The organism is Dysgonomonas sp. 25, assembly GCF_010501075.1.
Taxonomy (GTDB): Bacteria; Bacteroidota; Bacteroidia; order Bacteroidales; family Dysgonomonadaceae; genus Dysgonomonas.
Map to the genome: position 1 here is coordinate 13766 of NZ_QVMN01000014.1, position 17506 is coordinate 31271.

Sequence of the window (17506 nt, forward strand, 5' to 3'; positions counted from 1 at the left end):
AAGAATAAAATCATGAAGAAAAACAACAAACCCATAGAGCTATCCTATTATAGACTAAGCCTTTTGTCCTATTTCAAAGAGAGTCATCCCACTCTGGCATCCGATACCGACTTTATCAAAACCAGAGCCGATGAAGCGGCAGAAGCCTATTCCAATGCTATCAAAGACGGCTTATCCCATCCCGAAGCTGAAGAATTGGCAAACCTGACATTGTTTCGTGATTTGCTGTTCTCCAAACAGGATATGCTTATCAATGTGTTGTGGAATGAATTCTCCGGTATCATCCCTCAATCGGAAGCCAAAGACTATGCCGGGAAAATACTTTCCCAATGTGAAATGATCTTTCTGCAATATACACTCTCGGACGAGTTTATGTATTCCGCTGACTACGATAAGCTCTATACAGAACTGACAGGTTTCATTTCACTTTGGCTGGGAGAAAATGGCTTATAACAAGCGGACACATCTTCGAGCCAACATCGATGCTATCCGTACCGTCTTGATTCTCGACAAAGAACAACGACCGGCTATTGATGCTGAGAAGGTGGTACTTTCGGGTTACACAGGATTCGGAGGACTTAAATGTGTCCTCAATCCTGCGAACTCGCTGGCAGATACTGCTCGTTGGGCAAAATCGGAGCTGGAATTATTTCCTTTGGTTGCCGAACTGCACCAGATAATCCGGGATAATACTTCATCGGAAAAAGAGTATAAGCAATATTTCGACAGTATTCGTAATTCAGTACTGACCGCTTTCTATACACCGCCCGAAGTGGTGCAGACTTTGGCGGATAGTATCAATGAATCGGGAATAACGATCAGTCGCTTTCTGGACCCATCGGCAGGTATGGGTGAGTTTTCGAATAGCTTTTCAAAAAATGCGATAGAAAAAACCTGTTTTGAAAAGGATATTTTGACAGGTAAAATTCTATCTCATCTTTCACCCGATGATAGAGTAAATATCGAAGGCTTTGAAACTATCGAAAGCAGATACAACAATTATTTTGATGTCGTTTCATCTAATATTCCTTTCGGGGAGATGAGTGTGTTTGATGCTGCTTTTAGGAAGAGTAAAGACAGTGTGCTACAACAATCTACCAAAGCTATTCACAACTATTTCTTTGTAAAAGGTATCGAATCGCTTCGGGAAGGTGGCGTAATGGCATTTATTACTTCGCAAGGAGTAATGAACTCGCCCAATAACGAGCCTATTCGAAATTGGTTGATGCACAACAGTAATCTGGTATCAGCGATTCGCCTACCGAATAATTTGTTTACAGATTATGCAGGAACAGAGGTCGGTAGCGACTTAATTGTTTTGCAAAAGAATACAGCCAAAGATAAACCTCTCAATATGTGGGAAGAATTATTTGTTACCAGTTCCCTGCATCGGGAAACAGAAACCTACAACAACGATTATTTCTATAATCTGGGACGAGTGGTACAAACTAAAGCCACTGTCGGGACCGATCCTTATGGTAAACCTGCACAAGTCTATATTCATGAAGGTGGAATGGATGAAATTGCCGACTATATGGGACAAATGTTGAAAAGCGATCTGAAAGCCAATCTTAATATCGACCTGTATAATGCACACTTGATTGATATTAAACAGAAAATCCCCTCTTTATCTCCCCATAGGGGAGAATCAATAGCATCCCGGGAGCAGATAGAACAACCACGTTTTGCTACTATTAAAGTAGAGGAAGTTACCCCCTCTATTGGAGGGGGACAGGGGGAGGTGCCCATAATGAGTTTATACGATCTCTTTGGTTTTTCACAAGAGGAACGGACACAGGTAAAGCCCAAACGAAGTTCTAGGAAGAGAACGAGCCCCCTAAATCCCCCAAGGGGAACTTCTACGACTATTCGTCAAGAGAAAACCGAACCAAAGGCCCCTCCTATGGAGGGGTTGGGGAGGCTCGAACTTCGACCATTCTCCGGCGAGCTGATGGAGCATCACAAGAAAGGTTCATTGGTTGAAGATTCGGAGCAGGTCGGTTATCTCAAAGAACGCTATCGGGATAGAGCAGAGTTTCAGCCTTTGGATCTGCCTTTCGACCAAAAGGCGAAAATTAGTCGCTATGTGGAGATTCGGGATATTTACCATATGCTTTACGATCATGAAGCTAAGAATCTGACCGAACACGCTTCCCTTCGTGGTAACCTCAATATCCTTTATGATAACTTCATCAAACGATACGGCAATCTCAATGATAAAAAGAATCTCGATCTTATTAAGATGGATGCAGGTGGTACACAGATACTCGCCTTAGAAAGGGTTGTTGATGGCAAACTGCAAAAGGCGGATATCTTTGACCGTCCTGTGGCTTTCAATCCCAATGAAATTGCGATAGCCGATACTCCCGATGAAGCATTAACAGCTTCACTAAATAAGTACGGCGAAATTCATTTGGACTATATGCTTTCGTTGATGGAGAACAAAGACCGGGATGAGTTGGTACACGATCTGCAAGGACGAATGTATTTCAATCCGCTGATTCAAAACTATGAAATAAATGACAAGTTTATCGCAGGCAATGTCGTGGAGAAAGCTGAACAGATAGAAGGATATCTCTCCAATCATCCTGATGATTTACGGTCTCAACAATCCTTAAAAGCCCTGCAAAAAGCCACACCCAAACCCATACGTTTCTCCGAATTGGATTTTAATTTCGGTGAACGTTGGATTGATATGTCCGTATATGAGGACTATATATCTAAATTGTTCGAGACGGATATCACAATAGATTATTATGCTTCACGAGATGATTTTCAGATAGAAGCTAAAGGAAGTAATCAGATTATCAACGAAAAATTTGCCGTACAGAGTGAAAGCCAACTCTTTACCGGAATACATCTTCTAAAGCACGCTTTGTTCAATACAACGCCCAATATTACCAAAACGATCAATGTTGTTGACAAGGATACGGACGAAGAGAAAAAAGTAAAAGTGCCTGATGGCGAGACTATTCAGTTAGCCAATAGTAAGATTGATGAAATACGAACAGGATTTACTGATTGGCTGAACGAACAATCACCCGAATTTCAAAACAAGCTGGCGGATGTTTATAACCGAAAATTCAACTGTTATGTGCGTCCCGAGTACGATGGCTCACACCAAACGTTCCTCGATTTAGATTTAAAAGGCTTGGGTATTCCCGATTTATATCCAAGTCAGAAAGATTGTATCTGGATGCTTAAAATATTAGGAGGCGGGATCGCGGATCATGAGGTGGGCGGCGGTAAAACATTGATAATGTGCTGTGCAGCTTATGAAATGAAACGATTGGGATTGGTCAATAAACCGATGATTATCGGATTGAAAGCCAATGTGCACGAAATAGCTAAAACTTTTGCTACTGCTTATCCCAACGCTCGTATTCTTTATCCCGGCAAGGAAGATTTTACACCCCAAAAGCGGGTGAAGATTTTCAATGACATCAAGAACAATAATTGGGATGCCGTGATATTAACGCATGACCAATTTGGCAAGATACCCCAATCTCCCGAAATGCAACAGCAGATTTTTCAACAAGAATTAGATTCGGTAGAGGAAAACTTGCGTGTATTGGAGATGACCAGCGGTCAATCGGCATCTAAACGGATGCTGCATGGTTTGGAAGTTCGCAAGAATAACCTTGAAGTGAAGTTGGAAAATCTGGTTGATACAATTAAGAATCGTACCGACGACGTGGTAGATTTTAAGATGATGGGTATAGATCATTTGTTTATAGACGAGAGCCATCAGTTCAAAAATTTAACCTTTACCACTCGTCATGACCGGGTGGCAGGTTTAGGTAATCCCGAAGGTAGTCAGCGAGCATTGAATATGCTTTTTGCCATTCGAACTATTCAAGAGCGGAATGACAAAGATTTGGGAGCAACCTTCTTGTCGGGTACGACTATTTCTAATAGTCTGACAGAATTATATCTCTTGTTCAAATACTTGCGACCAAAGGAGTTGGAAAAACAGAATATCAACTCGTTTGATGCGTGGGCGGCTATTTATGCCAAAAAATCGACAGACTATGAGTTTTCGGTAACCAACCAGATTGTACAAAAAGAACGTTTCCGCTATTTTATCAAAGTGCCGGAATTGGCTGCTTTCTACAATGAGATTACCGACTACCGTACAGCCAGGGATATTGGTATAGACCGCCCACAAAAGAACGAAATTCTGCATAATATCCCACCCACACCACAGCAAGAAGTCTTTATCGGAAAGTTAATGGAGTTTGCTAAAAGTGGTGATGCGACACTGTTGGGCAGAGAACCACTCTCTCAAAAGGAAGAAAAGGCAAAGATGTTGATCGCTACCGACTATGCCCGTAAGATGTCGCTCGATATGCGGATGATAAGCCCTCATTTTGACGACCATGTGGATAATAAAGCAAGCCATTGTGCAGCTAAGATAGCCGAGTATTATAACAAATACGATTTTCAGAAAGGAACACAGTTCGTATTCTCCGATTTGGGAACCTACAAACCCAACGAGTGGAATCCATATTCGGAAATCAAACGCAAATTGGTGGAAGATCACGGCATCCCTGCCCATGAAATACGCTTTATACAGGAAGCTAAGACCGACAAAGCACGTAAGGCGATGATAGATGCCATGAATGCAGGACGTATCCGTGTGCTATTCGGTTCTACATCCATGTTGGGGACGGGTGTAAATGCTCAACAGAGGGCTGTGGCGATTCATCATGCCGATACGCCCTGGCGTCCGTCTGATCTCACCCAGAGGGATGGTCGGGCAATTCGTAAAGGCAACGAAGTGGCAAAGTTATACGCTGATAACAAGGTCGATATAATTATCTATGCCGTTGAGAAAAGTTTGGACTCCTATAAGTTCAATCTCTTGCAGAACAAGCAAACCTTTATCAATCAATTAAAATCGAACAATCTCGGTAGCCGTACCATTGACGAGGGTAGTCTGGACGAGAGTTCAGGTATGAATTTTTCGGAGTATGTAGCGATACTGTCGGGCAATACCGATTTATTGGAAAAAGCCAAGTTAGAAAAGAAAATTAACGCCCTCGAAAGCGAGAAACGCACTTTTAACAAAAGTAAATCTTCTGCTATCTACAAATTTGAGGATAATACCCGAACCATTGATGGTAACAACGAGCTTATTGCCCGAATGGGAAAAGACCTAACTGCTTTTAATGATAAGGTACAGACAGACAAGGAAGATAACAAGCTTAATCCGATCACGTTGGATAATTTCAATAGCATTAACCCCAAAGCGATTGGGGAAAAACTTAATCAGTTAGCTGATAATGCCCGTACCAATGGGGAGTATTTTAAGATTGGAGAGTTGTACGGCTTCAAAATTCTTGTTAAGACCAAAGACAGTCAGAAAGAAGGAGTAGCCTTTAAGGACAATCGCTTCTTTATTGAAGGGGAAGGAGGAGTGAAATACAATTATAACAATGGGCATATTGCCCACGACCCGCTATTGGCATCTAAAAACTTTCTGAATGCTCTGGAGAAAATCCCGAACCTGATTGAGAAATACCAGTCGGAGAACGCGAAGCTATCGAAAGACCTGCCTGTACTCAAAAATGTGATTGATTCTATTTTTAGGAAAGAGCCGGAATTGAAGAACTTAAAGTCGCAGTTGGACTCACTCAATAGGCAAATCAGTTTGAGTTTGGAGAATAAGGATAAGGAACAGCAGATGGATGCACAGCAGGCGGTTGATGTACCAAAGGAAAATGTGAAAACTGATAGCCAAAATGTTCGTTCTGAGCAAGCAATGTCCATCAAAGAGATTATCGAAGCTAATCCCGGTAGGATTTTTATTGCCAAGCCAGATACAAGTATTAAGCAAACAGAAATCAAACCCTCGGATGAACCAAAGAAATCATTCAAGAGGTTTAAAATGTAAAAACATGATTATAAAACAAATAAATATGAAAGAAGCGATAATATTGGATTCGGAATCTTTTAAAAGATTAGTAGAAAAAATAGATTCTATTGCCGACTTTATAAAAGAGAAACGAGAATCGGAAAATACCAATTTGGATGAGGAGTGGGTGGATAGTTACGAAGTTTGCACCTTTCTTCGGATTAGCGAACGCACACTTCAACGGCTACGCACCAATGGAGTAATAACTTATTCTGTTATCTCAGGTAAGACCTATTACACCATTGCTGAAATCAAGCGTATTTTGAAAGAGCGGTTGGTGAAAAGGAGAGAGGAGTGTTTGGAGGAGTTGATTAGAAATCATAGAGAGTATAGGGAAAGGAGAAAAATCAGAAATAAATAAAAGTTATTATCCCCGGATTAATTAAAATGATTTGGGGATTTTTATTATGGGAATTAACTTCATTACTTATTTGATAATGCATTGAATAATAATTGATAAATTTGTGAGATACAGAAAAATCAAAGTAAATGTTATATGAGATAAATAATATATAGAAAGAGTTTAAGGATATATATTCTATTATCTCTTTTCACAAGAATAGAGCCTATCGGACTGTTAATACAGAAGTCTTATTAACAAATTGGGAAGTCGGCAAATATGTATCTCAAAAACTTAAAAATTCAGAATGGGGTACAGGAGTGGTAGATAACCTTGTAAACTACTTGAAAGAAATAGAGCCTGAGCTGAAAGGATATAATCGAAGAACAATATATAGAATGGTACAATTCTATGAAACTTACGGTTCAACAGAATTTGTGTCAATTGAATTGACACAAATTGATAGAGAAAATGAGATTCTAAGGTTGTTGGCCCTTAATATTATTCAAGGATAGTTATATGGTTGATTTTTTGAGTTTGCCTGAAGTGCATAGCGAAAAAATATATTTTAATACCAATTATATAAATAATATTTCCTATATTAGAATAATGAATAAAGGAGAGATAATAATATATCAAACATCAGATGGGGCTACCAATCTGGATGTAAAGTTAGAGAATGATACTGTGTGGCTCAATCGCCAGCAAATGGCAGAGTTGTTTGACAGAGATATCAAGACAATAGGAAAACACATCAACAATGCCCTTAAGGAAGAATTAGAGAATATTCCAACTGTCGCAAAATTTGCGACAGTTCAAACTGAAGGTTCCAGAGTCGTAGAAAGACAAGTAGAACACTATAGCTTAGATATGATTTTATCTGTCGGTTATCGAGTAAAATCAAACAGAGGAATACAATTCCGCATCTGGGCTAATAAAATTCTCAAGGAATATCTTGTAAAAAGCTTTGTTGTCAATCAGCAAGCTAAAGTAAAGCAACTGCAAGAAGCATTGGATTCTATCAAAGTGTTGACAGGAATAGCAACAAGACCTACCTTGTCGGATGATGGAGCCAAAGGTATATTGCAGGTTATATCAGATTATGCACATGGGCTTGATATTCTGGATCAATACGACCATCAGCAGTTAACAATAGATCTTAGTGAAACAAAGGAGCAATTTCGTGCTACATATGAGACAGCAAAAGAAGCTATCAAAGAATTGTACGACAAATTTGGAGGAGGAATACTTTTTGGAAATGAGAAAGACGAATCTTTCAAAAGCTCTATCAATACAATTTACCAGACATTTGATGGAACAGAGTTGTACCCGAGCGTGGAAGAAAAAGCAGCAATGCTTCTGTATCTGGTAACAAAAAATCATTCTTTCAGTGATGGGAATAAACGTATCGCTGCTTTTCTCTTTATTTGGTTCTTAGATCAAAACGGAATATTATACAATGCTGATGCTACAAAGCGTATTGAAAATAACACGCTCGTCGCTCTAACTCTGATGATTGCCGAAAGTAGGACAGAAGAAAAAGATATGATGATAAAAGTGATTGTGAATTTGATTGGGTAGATCTGTTTATTAACATAAAGCGTCATGACAATGCAAAAACACCAATAATTTGCACTGTTTGAGTGCAAATATATTATCTTTGTAAAAAATAGATAATATGGAAAAGCTATTTGAATATTCCAACAAGCTGATAAAAGAAGCAGATACAGGCTTTTTACGCTATATGTACAATGAGATCAACTGGAAAAGTCGGATGATTGGACTTATCGGTCCTCGTGGTGTAGGAAAAACAACGCTTGTATTACAATATATAAAACAAAATCTAAATCCAACAGAAACGCTCTATGTAACAGCAGAAGACTTTTATTTTGTGGATAATCGGATTACTGAATTGGTCGACACTTTTGTTAAGTACGGTGGCAAGTATTTGTTTATAGATGAAATCCATAAATACAAGGACTGGGCAAAAGAACTCAAACTCATTTATGATTATCACAAAGATTTAAGAGTCGTTTTCACAGGTTCTTCCGTTCTGGATATAAAGAAAGGAGTTTCTGATCTGAGCCGCAGGGCTGTTATGTACAATATGCAAGGCTTGTCTTTCCGTGAATACTTGCAACTGTTTCATAATATTTCGGCAAAAACATATTCTTTGGAAGAGATATTGGAACATAAAGTTGAGATAGCTGATTTAAAACGTCCGCAGCCTCTTTTTGCAGATTATCTGAAGAGAGGATATTACCCTTTTGCTTTAGAAGAAGATCTTGAGATACGTTTAGGTCAGATAATCAATCAAACCTTAGAAAATGATATCCCGATGTATGCAGACATGAATGTAGCAACCGGCAGGAAATTAAAACAATTGCTTGCTATCATCTCCAAGAGCGCACCGTTCAAACCCAATATGAGTAAGATCGCCGAAATGCTATCTGCTAGCCGCAATAATATTGCAGATTATTGCCTGTATATTGAAGAAGCAGGAATGATATCTCAACTAAGAGACAACACAGGCGGTATTCGTGGATTGGGGAAGGTGGATAAGATATACCTTGACAATACGAATCTGATTTACACCCTTGCAGAAGACACTTCTAATAAAGGCAATATTCGGGAAACATTCTTTTTGAATCAAATGCGGGTAAGACACGATGTATTTGCATCGCCTGTTTCCGATTTTCTGATTGATAATAAAACATTTGAAGTCGGAGGTAAGAACAAGGGACAGAAGCAAATCAAAGAAGTTGAGAACGGATATATTGTAAAAGACGATATAGAAAGCGGCTTTTTAAATGTTGTTCCGTTATGGCAATTGGGCTTGACTTATTGAACGTAAAACAGACTCTTAGTGTAGTACTAAATATTTATTCTGTCTTTGTAATGGTCATTACAATAATGCGTATTAAATAATGTTATGAAATTTTTAATAGAAATACCGAACTAAGTATATTGGAGCGAAACTTCATTCAATCCAAGAATAACTCTCAGTAGTTTGGACAAAAAAGCTCTGATTGCAAAAGTAAAACGTAATCTCCAAAAAATAAATTTGAATCTACTTCAAGCAAAATCAGAATTGATAAAAAAAGAGATTTCAAAGTATAATGTAAACTTGAAGGGTCTATCTATAGATGATATGTAGAAGAGGTAAAAAAATTCTTCTTTTTCAAAAATATAATCCTTATATTTGTAACAGGGAAATAACACTTTCCAATGGCAGACAAAAAAGTGACAAATGTGTCAAATTAGCCTCTCCTAAAGTGTTCACCCCAAGGCGATCTGAACAAATAAAATGCTGATAAATACAAGGTTGATGGGTATGGTTCACAATCCCCCGCTTCCGCAAAAGCAACCTGAAAAGGTTGCTTTTTTTACGTAAATACGAAGAAAGTACAGCTATAACTTTTCCAACATTAAGAGTTAAGGTCTACCACTCATCATCCAATTTGGTCATTTCTTTTTTCAGCGATATGAATATATCATCTATTATATTGTTGATGCTTCTGTTTATGTCTTTTTGCTCATTGAAAATTGAACTTGCGTCTTTCTTTTCAGCATCAGAGAGTGTTTGGTTATAGAACCTGTCCCAATTAGACACCAACAACGCATTCAGAACGTGCGGATTTGCTTCGAAACGGTTCTCGTCACTCTTTTCTAAAAATATATCGTCTACCATACATTTGTATCGGCCGTCTTTGCAATCTATTGTAATGACATACGATAGCCACGTATTATTGTTTATTTGGTAGTCGTTTTTCAATATCAACCGTCCTGCATCGGCATCCTCCATCCTCATTACAGCCTTGTAGTTATGGTATCTTTTCACCGCCCACGTTTTGGCATTCATAAACAAATTATTCATCTTGCTTCCATCGATAGTCACTACTTCCTGATACTTCCATTCGCCGCTTACCGAGTCGAAAGGAATAAGATACTCCTCATAATAATAAGGCATCAGATTCTCTATATAAGCATCATCTTCCGGCAATATCACATTTTCGTCATAATACGATTGTTTGAAATTGTCTACCTCTATCTCGCCCTTTACCAATCCCGCTTCGATATTGATACAAAAAAGATCCGTGAAGGCATATATAACCCCATCTTGTTTCTTGAAATACTTAACAGCTTGTTCTTTAGATGTATACTTTTTTTCTGCCAATCTTACCGGTGCGTCGTTAAGATTTAAAACTTTTACATTGATAAAGTCTCCGTTGAGCCCCTGTCCCTTTTTCAGATGAATGATGTTGCCGACAACCAGCGTATCAAATTTACTCGTAATATAAGGTTTCGTTGTTTTAGGCTCCCTCTCGATGCTCATATTTTGTGAATAGGCAAGACTGCCGATTGAAATAAAAAGAAAAGATAAAATTATTCTTAACATAGCGTTTGTGATTTAGTGTAAGCCTCAAAGGTAAGAAAAACGATCGAATTCCCGATAGGTCGAATAAAAAGCGTACCCTTCGAATAAGTTAAAATTTGATTTTCGTCGTGCCAATATCCTCTTTGGTCTACGAAAAGAGGCAGTTTGTCTCATTTATCGATTTATAGCTCAATTCCCGTTAAACCCCTGCTACGGAAAGGTGTCAAATATAGTGATGATACGAACTATTATAAATTGAAATAAATTTGGGGATGAAACAAATTAGTTTTTTGGTAGGTATGGTCGTTTTCGGATTATTCTTTACCTGTGCAAGCAACACCGTTTATTCAGCCAATCCGGAGAATAAGACGGCAGAACAATTGATAAACAGGAAGCAAAAGGAGTTGCAGGATTTCGTGCGTTCTCTGAATGAAGAATGCCCGATGGATAATGGAGATACGCGCTATGATAAAGTCGAGTTTATCTCAGAGAATGAAGTCGGCATCTTTGTTTCTTTCGTAGAAGAAACAGTGCTGAGTGTTTATACGGATGAGGAGATTGCAGCAATGGATTTGACAGGGATTAAGGATGGATTGTTATCTGCTATACAAACCCCTTCATGGAGTCCTTTATGTACGGGCACAACAACTGTGTCATTCTGCTTCAGCGACAATACGGGGCGGGAGTTATTTCGAATAAGAATTACCCCGGAGGATTATTTGAAAACTTCGAATGCTGGAAGCAAAAATAGCAAGGAAGGTTTGCAGGAAATTGTAAATGGTTTGAATAATGCCTGTCCGACAGTAATCGCTCCGAACCGGTACGACAAAGTAGAATTGTTACCGGATAATGAGGTGGAAATTGTTATCACACATATGAAGGAGACAGTACTCAGTAGATATAGCGATGCTCAATTGAAAACGTTAGATGGACAGTTGAAAAAGATGCTTTTACCTCAAATTCAAAGTGATGTTTGGGCTGCTTTACATGCATATGAGATCACTTTTGTGATGGTTTATAAGGATAAGAACGGGCGTCAGTTGTTCAGGATAAAGTATACACCGGCGGATTACAAATAAACATAAACACACATTATATATATTCCGGGGGTGGCATTTTTGAGTAAGTGCTGCCCCTTACTTTTTACTCTTCCGTTGTGGTTGCTCCCTCATAATCCGCTTTTATAGCCGAAAGGAGGTTGTATATTTCTTCCGTCTTATCTTCCCTGTCGCGTCTCACCCAGAACGAATAAATCCACATCACATTGGCTTCCTCGTCATCCTTTTTCATCGCTTCGATGGATGATTCGGGCAGTTGTTTGCGGATGAGTTGTCCTATCTCCTGCGGAATCCATTGGTTGCCTTCGTAATCGGGATGCCCCATCAGATATTCGTGCCGTGCCATAGCCGATGCAACTTCCTCTAATAAGGATTCCTGCTGTTGAAAATCATTATAGGCAACCAATAAGCAGTTGACCAGATGTTGGTACTTCTCGTCATAAACCTGTTTGGGTAGCAAGGTGCGGGCAAGGGTTCTGTTATTCGTATAGAGACTATAAAAATTGATAGAAAATCTGTTGAGTGACAGATACTCCACTATTTTGTTATAGGCGACATAACCTGTTGAAAAGTCGGGATAATAGATAAGGACTTTCTGGCGTTTTTCGAGGTCGAGTACCCTATAAGTATAATTTTCATATTCGTCAGAGTCATGCCTCCTGAAAACAATTGGCTTGATATGCGATGGAAGAACATCATCTAAGAAATAGAAATCGCCCGTATCCCAGTTTCCATGTGTGTTCCAGACATATTCCATCATGTTGTTGAGGCTGTCGATAACGACCGGGTCTTCGATGGCTGTCTCCTGAGCTTCGGCAAGGAAAGACACATCCCACGGAAACTCTACGGAGAGGTATTTCTTTTCCTCTTGCTCCGGTGCTTCTTCGATGTAATATACCTCCCAGTCGATGTCGTCGTATTCTCTGTTCCAGCTTCCATCTTCAGTTGTTTCCTCTTCCTCCTCATCCATCTGTGATTCGGGACGGTAAGGAATGTTAGGCTCACCGCTATTATTGCTTTGCGCTTGTGCCGGAACTGTCTGGTCGGGATTGCTCTTTGCTTTGCTGTTGCAGGAGTGCAACAGACAAGTAAGGCATAATATAATTGCTGCAATAAGGAATAAGGTATGTGTTTTCATATAGGGCTGGTTCTGTTATCTGTATATCCCTTGATTATTAAGTGCCTTGCGGTAGTTGGCTGCATTTTTGTTGTGCTCCACTAAGGTCTTGGCAAAATTGTGCCGCCCTGAGAAATCCTCTTTGGCACACATGTATAGATAATCGCTTTTTTTATAGTTTAATACACTGTCGATACCTTTGATAGATGGTATGCGGATAGGTCCCGGAGGAAGCCCTGCATATTTGTATGTATTGTAAGGCGAATCCGTTTCGAGGTGCTTATTCAGTACGCGGCGCAGGCTGAAGTCGCCGACGGCGAATTTAACGGTCGGATCGGCTTGTAATAGCTGTCCCCGCTTCAGGCGGTTGAGGTATAGGCCTGCGACGGTGGAATATTCATCGGTATAGGTACACTCCTCCTCTACGATGGAGGCAAGGGTAGACACTTCATCGGGAGTAAGACCGATAGTTGCGGCCTTTGCACGGCGTTCCTCTGTCCAGAAAGCGTCGTATTCGCGTTTCATCCGTTTGAGGAATCCGTCGACGCTGATGTTCCAGTAAAGTTCGTAGGTATTGGGTATAAACATCGCCACCACCGACTCTTTCGTGAAGCCGTAGTTGCCGCATATCTGTTCGTTATCCAGCGCTGCCAGCAAGCTGACTTCATCCATCATCAGTTGCTCCGAAACGCGTTTCGCAAAGTCTTCTTTGGTGCGTATGTTATTGAACGTGAACCGTACCGATGTCTGTGTGCCGGCTCTTAGTTGCTGGATGAGGGAGCGGACAGTCATGCCCGGTTTGACGGCATATCGCCCCGGCTTCATCGTCGAATGGTTATACTTCATCCATGATGCCACACTGTTGAAACTGCCGATGTTCTCCACTTTGGCGGAATCGCGTATATCAGCCACCAGTTTGTCATAGTCTTTGTCCTCGCCGATGTAGATATAGACCGTTTTGTCTATGCCGAAGCCGGTATTGACAACCGAGTAAATATAAGCGCCCGCACCTCCGGCAATCAGCAGGAGAGCGGCAGCGACAATGGCTATGATCTTAATCTTCTTCTTCATAATCAATCCCGTAAAAGTAAGGAACTATCTCCATAACTCAAAAAGCGGTAACCATTATTTAGCGCGTGCCCGTATATCCTGCGCCAGCAGTCGTATTTCCCATCGAGTGCCGTAAAGGCGGAAACCAGCAGCAGCAATGTGCTTTTGGGCTGATGAAAGTTCGTGACTATTGCGTCCACCAAGTGGAACGTGTATCCCGGCTTAATCATTATCTGTGTTTCGGCAATCAGGTTGTGCAGATTGTTGCGGTCGAGGTAATCCAGTATGTTCTCTAATGCCTGTTCCTTCGATAGCGAACTTCCGCCCTTGTATGGCTGGAACTGGTCGACTTTCAGGTTTTCGGGCGAAGCATCCTTTTCGAGCAATTCGCCTATGTAGTATAAACTTTCCAATGTCCGTACCGAAGTGGTGCCGACGGCTACTATCTTACCCGTATGATCAAGCAAATGTTGTATCAGCTCGCGGCGTACAGCGATAAACTCGGCATGCATAACATGTTCGTCCACATGCTGCACTTTCACGGGCTTGAACGTGCCTGCCCCTACATGCAGGGTGACTTCGTCCGTACTTATACCTTTCGGTTTCAACTCCTGCAATACCCGCTCGGTGAAATGCAATCCGGCCGTAGGGGCTGCAACCGAGCCTTTTATTTTGGAATAGATAGTCTGATAGGTCTGCTTATCCTGCTCTTCCGTTTCGCGGTTGAGGTAGGGTGGGATAGGCAATTCGCCCATAGCATCCAGTATGTCCGCAAAGGTAATACTGCTATCGTTCCACTCGAACGCTATGATATGGCTGTCGCCATGCGATTGCAAGCGGCGGGCAGATACCTCTACCTGCTTGCTGTTGACCGTAATCGCTTTGGCGAGATAGCCTTCCTTCCACTTTTTCAGGTTGCCGACTAAGCAGATCCACGAACATTTTGTTGTCTGCTGGAATATCAATGCATAGTCGTGCGGTGCATGCGGTTCGAGGCAGAATATCTCTATCTGTGCGCCTGTCGGTTTTTGGAAGTGCATCCGTGCCTGTATGACTTTCGAGTTGTTGAATATCAACAGGCTGTCGGCAGGCAGGAAATCCGGCAGGGAGGTAAACTGCGAATCGATGATTTCACCTTTCCGGTAGACCAATAATTTCGATGCATCCCTCTCCGGGAGCGGATATTTAGCTATTCGTTCGTCGGGTAACTGATAGTCGAAATCGTCGATATGTATCTCGTTTTGCATAGCTGCAAAGATACATATTCCTGCCCATTAGCCATCGGCTAACCCCTACAAAAAGCCCGAAAAGTGTCGCTTTTTTGTACCATTTTTTTGTCCCGGAAGTTATTTTCATTTGTTCTTATTATAAGCATATTAGCGTCTTTTTCCGGTACAAAGAATAGTATTTTTTGTGAGGTTACTTTTCTGTTTTTTTAACCACAGAGCCGCACAGAGTTTTTCACGGAGTAGCACGAAGTAAAACAACGGTTCTGTCATGCTGAGCCTTTGGCGAAGCATCCCGACCCGGCTATGAACAGCGCAAAGCGCAGTGAGATCTCTCACTGCGCTTCGGGATGACAAAGAACACAGAGAAACAGTCCCACCCCCTCCAACCTCCCCCATTGGGGGAGGTAGTTTCCTCTCCATTGGGAGAGGGATATAGGGTGAGGTGCTTACGGACAAGTAGGCTTGGTTACAGAAGGATCTATTGTCGTCGTGCCCGGGAAATATTGGGGAGTTACATACCACCAAGATATATTCGGACAATAATTCGGATGAAGCTTAAATTTATTCACCTCCGCCTGTATCAATTGATTGTCATCACAATACAGCTTCGTTAAGGCCGTGTTGGTCGACACATCCAAGCTCGTCAGTTGGTTAGCTCGGCAAACCAACTGAGTTAGAGCCATGTTAGCCGAGACATCCAAACCCGTCAACTGGTTATAACCGCAATCCAGATATATTAAAGCCATGTTGGCAGATATGTTTAAACTCGTCAGTTGGTTAAGAGTGCAATTCAGCCTCGTTAGAGCTGTATTGGCCGATACATCCAAAGTAGTCAGTTGGTTATCATTGCAATACAGCGTTATTAAGGCCGTATTGGCCGATACATCCAAAGTAGTCAGTTGGTTATTTTGGCAATACAGTATCGTTAAGGCCATATTGGACGACACATCCAAGCTCATTAGTGGGTTAGAACCACAAGACAACTCTGTCAAATCCATATTGGACGACACATCCAAAGTAGTCAGTTGGTTAAGACCGCAATCCAGATATGTCAAAGCATACAGTTTACCGATTCCGGTAGCAAAGGTTAGTTTTTTGTTAAAAACGTTCAATTGCGTTGCTCTTTTTTCGCCGCATATAGTCGTCCAGGTAACCCCGGCAAAATTTGCGGGGTCGCCACTCAAATTCCATCCCAGCGTATTGCCCGGGTTGGCATTGTAGAGGTCTTTCAGGGCTTGCACATCCTCGGCATAGCTGCCCTTTTTGGTGATTTGGCTTCCCGACAGTTGCACCCATGTCGCTCCATCCCACACGTATAATCCCTTAGAGAAACACATTGTTTCTTTGGTGTTGTACACTATCAGTCCGGTGTGGTTCAGGGCATCTGCTCCCGTTATTTCGGGGGCTGTTCCTATCTTCAGTTTGCTCAAATCCGAAAGTTCCACCTTCGGCAATCCAAGCCCGTGCTTTGCCGTTGCATTATTGGCATCGGGGGCATGCTCTTTCAGGTCTAATAACGCACCGTCAACGGGTGGCTCTGCACTGCCGATGGTTACCTGTGCCTGCAAACTAATTGCTGTAAATAAGGCTAATATGATAATAGCCTGTGTCAAAGTTCTTTTCATGTTGTAAAAAAAAATAAAAGCCCCCTCTGCCTCCCCCGCAGGGGGAGAAAAGGAAGCCGGGTGAATAAATAGTTGTATTGGTAAGCCCCTCCTTTCCTCCCCGTGGGGGAGGCTAAGAGAAGGATATATTTTCGTTTTTTATTGAATGGTGGTGCAAACCTATTTCCCCCTCTGGGGGATAAAGGGGGCCGGTTATTGTCATCCCGAGTGGATACGAGGGATCTCTTGCCAACTTGGGTGTATGGGGCAATAAATATTGCCCCGTATATATCGATTTGCGGGCGCACACGCAGGTGCGCCCCTACAAGGGCTCTATTGTTGATAGAAGAGGATGATATACTTCCCCCTTTGGGGGATTGAGGGGGCCTGCTGTTGACTGAATAGTGCTGCTCACTGTCAACTGAAAAATCCCGCTTCTCCTCACGGAGAAGACGGGACGAAATGGGGGTTCTTCCCCTGACATTAACACAAGCATATTTTTTAGTAGACGAGTTACAAGTTACGAGTGACGAGTAGGGGCAAAGCCGTACAGCAGTTCGCAAGTTATCTCTTGTAACTCGTAACTGTGCGAAGCACGAAGTAACTGCCCGTAGGGCGAAGTAACTTTTCTTTGAAAATTCTTCTCTAAAACCTTGGATTAATCCGAAATATTGACTATACTTCGCGTGTGTGTGTGTGTGTGTGAAAGTCTCATTTTTTCAACTATCAGGTTGATAAAACGAATCTTAAATAAAAATATAGGTGAATTATTCCACATGATTTGTATAGCTATACTTCAGCAAAGGAACGAAA

12 protein-coding genes are annotated in these 17506 nt (G+C 41.3%); 7 read left to right on the top strand and 5 right to left on the bottom strand.

Going from position 1 to position 17506, the window contains the following annotated elements; genetic code table 11:
* Positions 1–12 precede the first annotated feature (12 nt).
* The 6 genes from D0T66_RS15260 to D0T66_RS15285 all read left to right on the top strand — a co-directional run bounded on the left by D0T66_RS15260 (position 13) and on the right by D0T66_RS15285 (position 9105).
* Positions 13–453, top strand: coding sequence for a DUF1896 family protein (locus D0T66_RS15260; RefSeq protein WP_185154853.1), 441 nt, complete (start codon positions 13–15; stop codon positions 451–453).
* Complete coding sequence (locus D0T66_RS15265) at positions 443–5896, top strand: helicase-related protein (RefSeq protein ID WP_163358164.1); 5454 nt, start codon at positions 443–445, stop codon at positions 5894–5896. Before D0T66_RS15260 ends, D0T66_RS15265 begins: the two co-directional genes overlap by 11 nt.
* Positions 5897–5921: 25 nt before the next feature.
* The gene (locus tag D0T66_RS15270) at positions 5922–6278 is read left to right on the top strand and encodes a helix-turn-helix domain-containing protein (protein ID WP_163358165.1); all 357 of its coding nucleotides are present in this window, start codon (positions 5922–5924) and stop codon (positions 6276–6278) included.
* A 182-nt stretch (positions 6279–6460) separates the two neighbouring features.
* On the top strand, positions 6461–6772 hold the full coding sequence (locus D0T66_RS16480; protein WP_370520815.1) for a DUF1016 N-terminal domain-containing protein: 312 nt from the start codon (positions 6461–6463) through the stop codon (positions 6770–6772).
* Positions 6773–6866: 94 nt separating this feature from the next.
* Complete coding sequence (gene rhuM / locus D0T66_RS15280; protein ID WP_163358190.1) at positions 6867–7838, top strand: RhuM family protein; 972 nt, start codon at positions 6867–6869, stop codon at positions 7836–7838.
* Positions 7839–7935: 97 nt separating this feature from the next.
* Positions 7936–9105, top strand: a complete 1170-nt coding sequence (locus D0T66_RS15285) for an ATP-binding protein (RefSeq protein WP_163358166.1) — start codon at positions 7936–7938, stop codon at positions 9103–9105.
* A 594-nt stretch (positions 9106–9699) separates the two neighbouring features.
* Here the strand turns inward: D0T66_RS15285 and D0T66_RS15290 are convergent.
* Positions 9700–10656: a DUF4468 domain-containing protein gene (locus D0T66_RS15290; protein ID WP_163358167.1), complete on the bottom strand. Its 957-nt coding sequence runs from the start codon at positions 10654–10656 to the stop codon at positions 9700–9702.
* 251 nt (positions 10657–10907) lie between these two features.
* Here D0T66_RS15290 and D0T66_RS15295 point away from each other — a divergent pair, with 251 nt between their 5' ends.
* Positions 10908–11714 (top strand): hypothetical protein, encoded by an 807-nt coding sequence (locus tag D0T66_RS15295; protein ID WP_163358168.1) that lies wholly within the window; start codon positions 10908–10910, stop codon positions 11712–11714.
* 64 nt (positions 11715–11778) lie between these two features.
* Here the strand turns inward: D0T66_RS15295 and D0T66_RS15300 are convergent, their stop codons facing one another.
* The 4 genes from D0T66_RS15300 to D0T66_RS15315 all read right to left on the bottom strand — a co-directional run bounded on the left by D0T66_RS15300 (position 11779) and on the right by D0T66_RS15315 (position 16714).
* A complete protein-coding gene (locus D0T66_RS15300; protein ID WP_163358169.1) occupies positions 11779–12831 on the bottom strand; it encodes a hypothetical protein in 1053 nt (350 codons plus the stop codon).
* Between the two features lie 15 nt (positions 12832–12846).
* Positions 12847–13881 carry an endolytic transglycosylase MltG gene (gene mltG, locus D0T66_RS15305; RefSeq protein ID WP_163358170.1) on the bottom strand — a complete coding sequence of 345 codons (1035 nt, stop codon included), beginning with the start codon at positions 13879–13881 and terminating at the stop codon, positions 12847–12849.
* A 2-nt stretch (positions 13882–13883) separates the two neighbouring features.
* Positions 13884–15107: an S-adenosylmethionine:tRNA ribosyltransferase-isomerase gene (locus D0T66_RS15310; RefSeq protein WP_163358171.1), complete on the bottom strand. Its 1224-nt coding sequence runs from the start codon at positions 15105–15107 to the stop codon at positions 13884–13886.
* A 428-nt stretch (positions 15108–15535) separates the two neighbouring features.
* Complete coding sequence (locus tag D0T66_RS15315; protein ID WP_163358172.1) at positions 15536–16714, bottom strand: leucine-rich repeat domain-containing protein; 1179 nt, start codon at positions 16712–16714, stop codon at positions 15536–15538.
* Between the last annotated feature and the right edge of the window lie 792 nt (positions 16715–17506).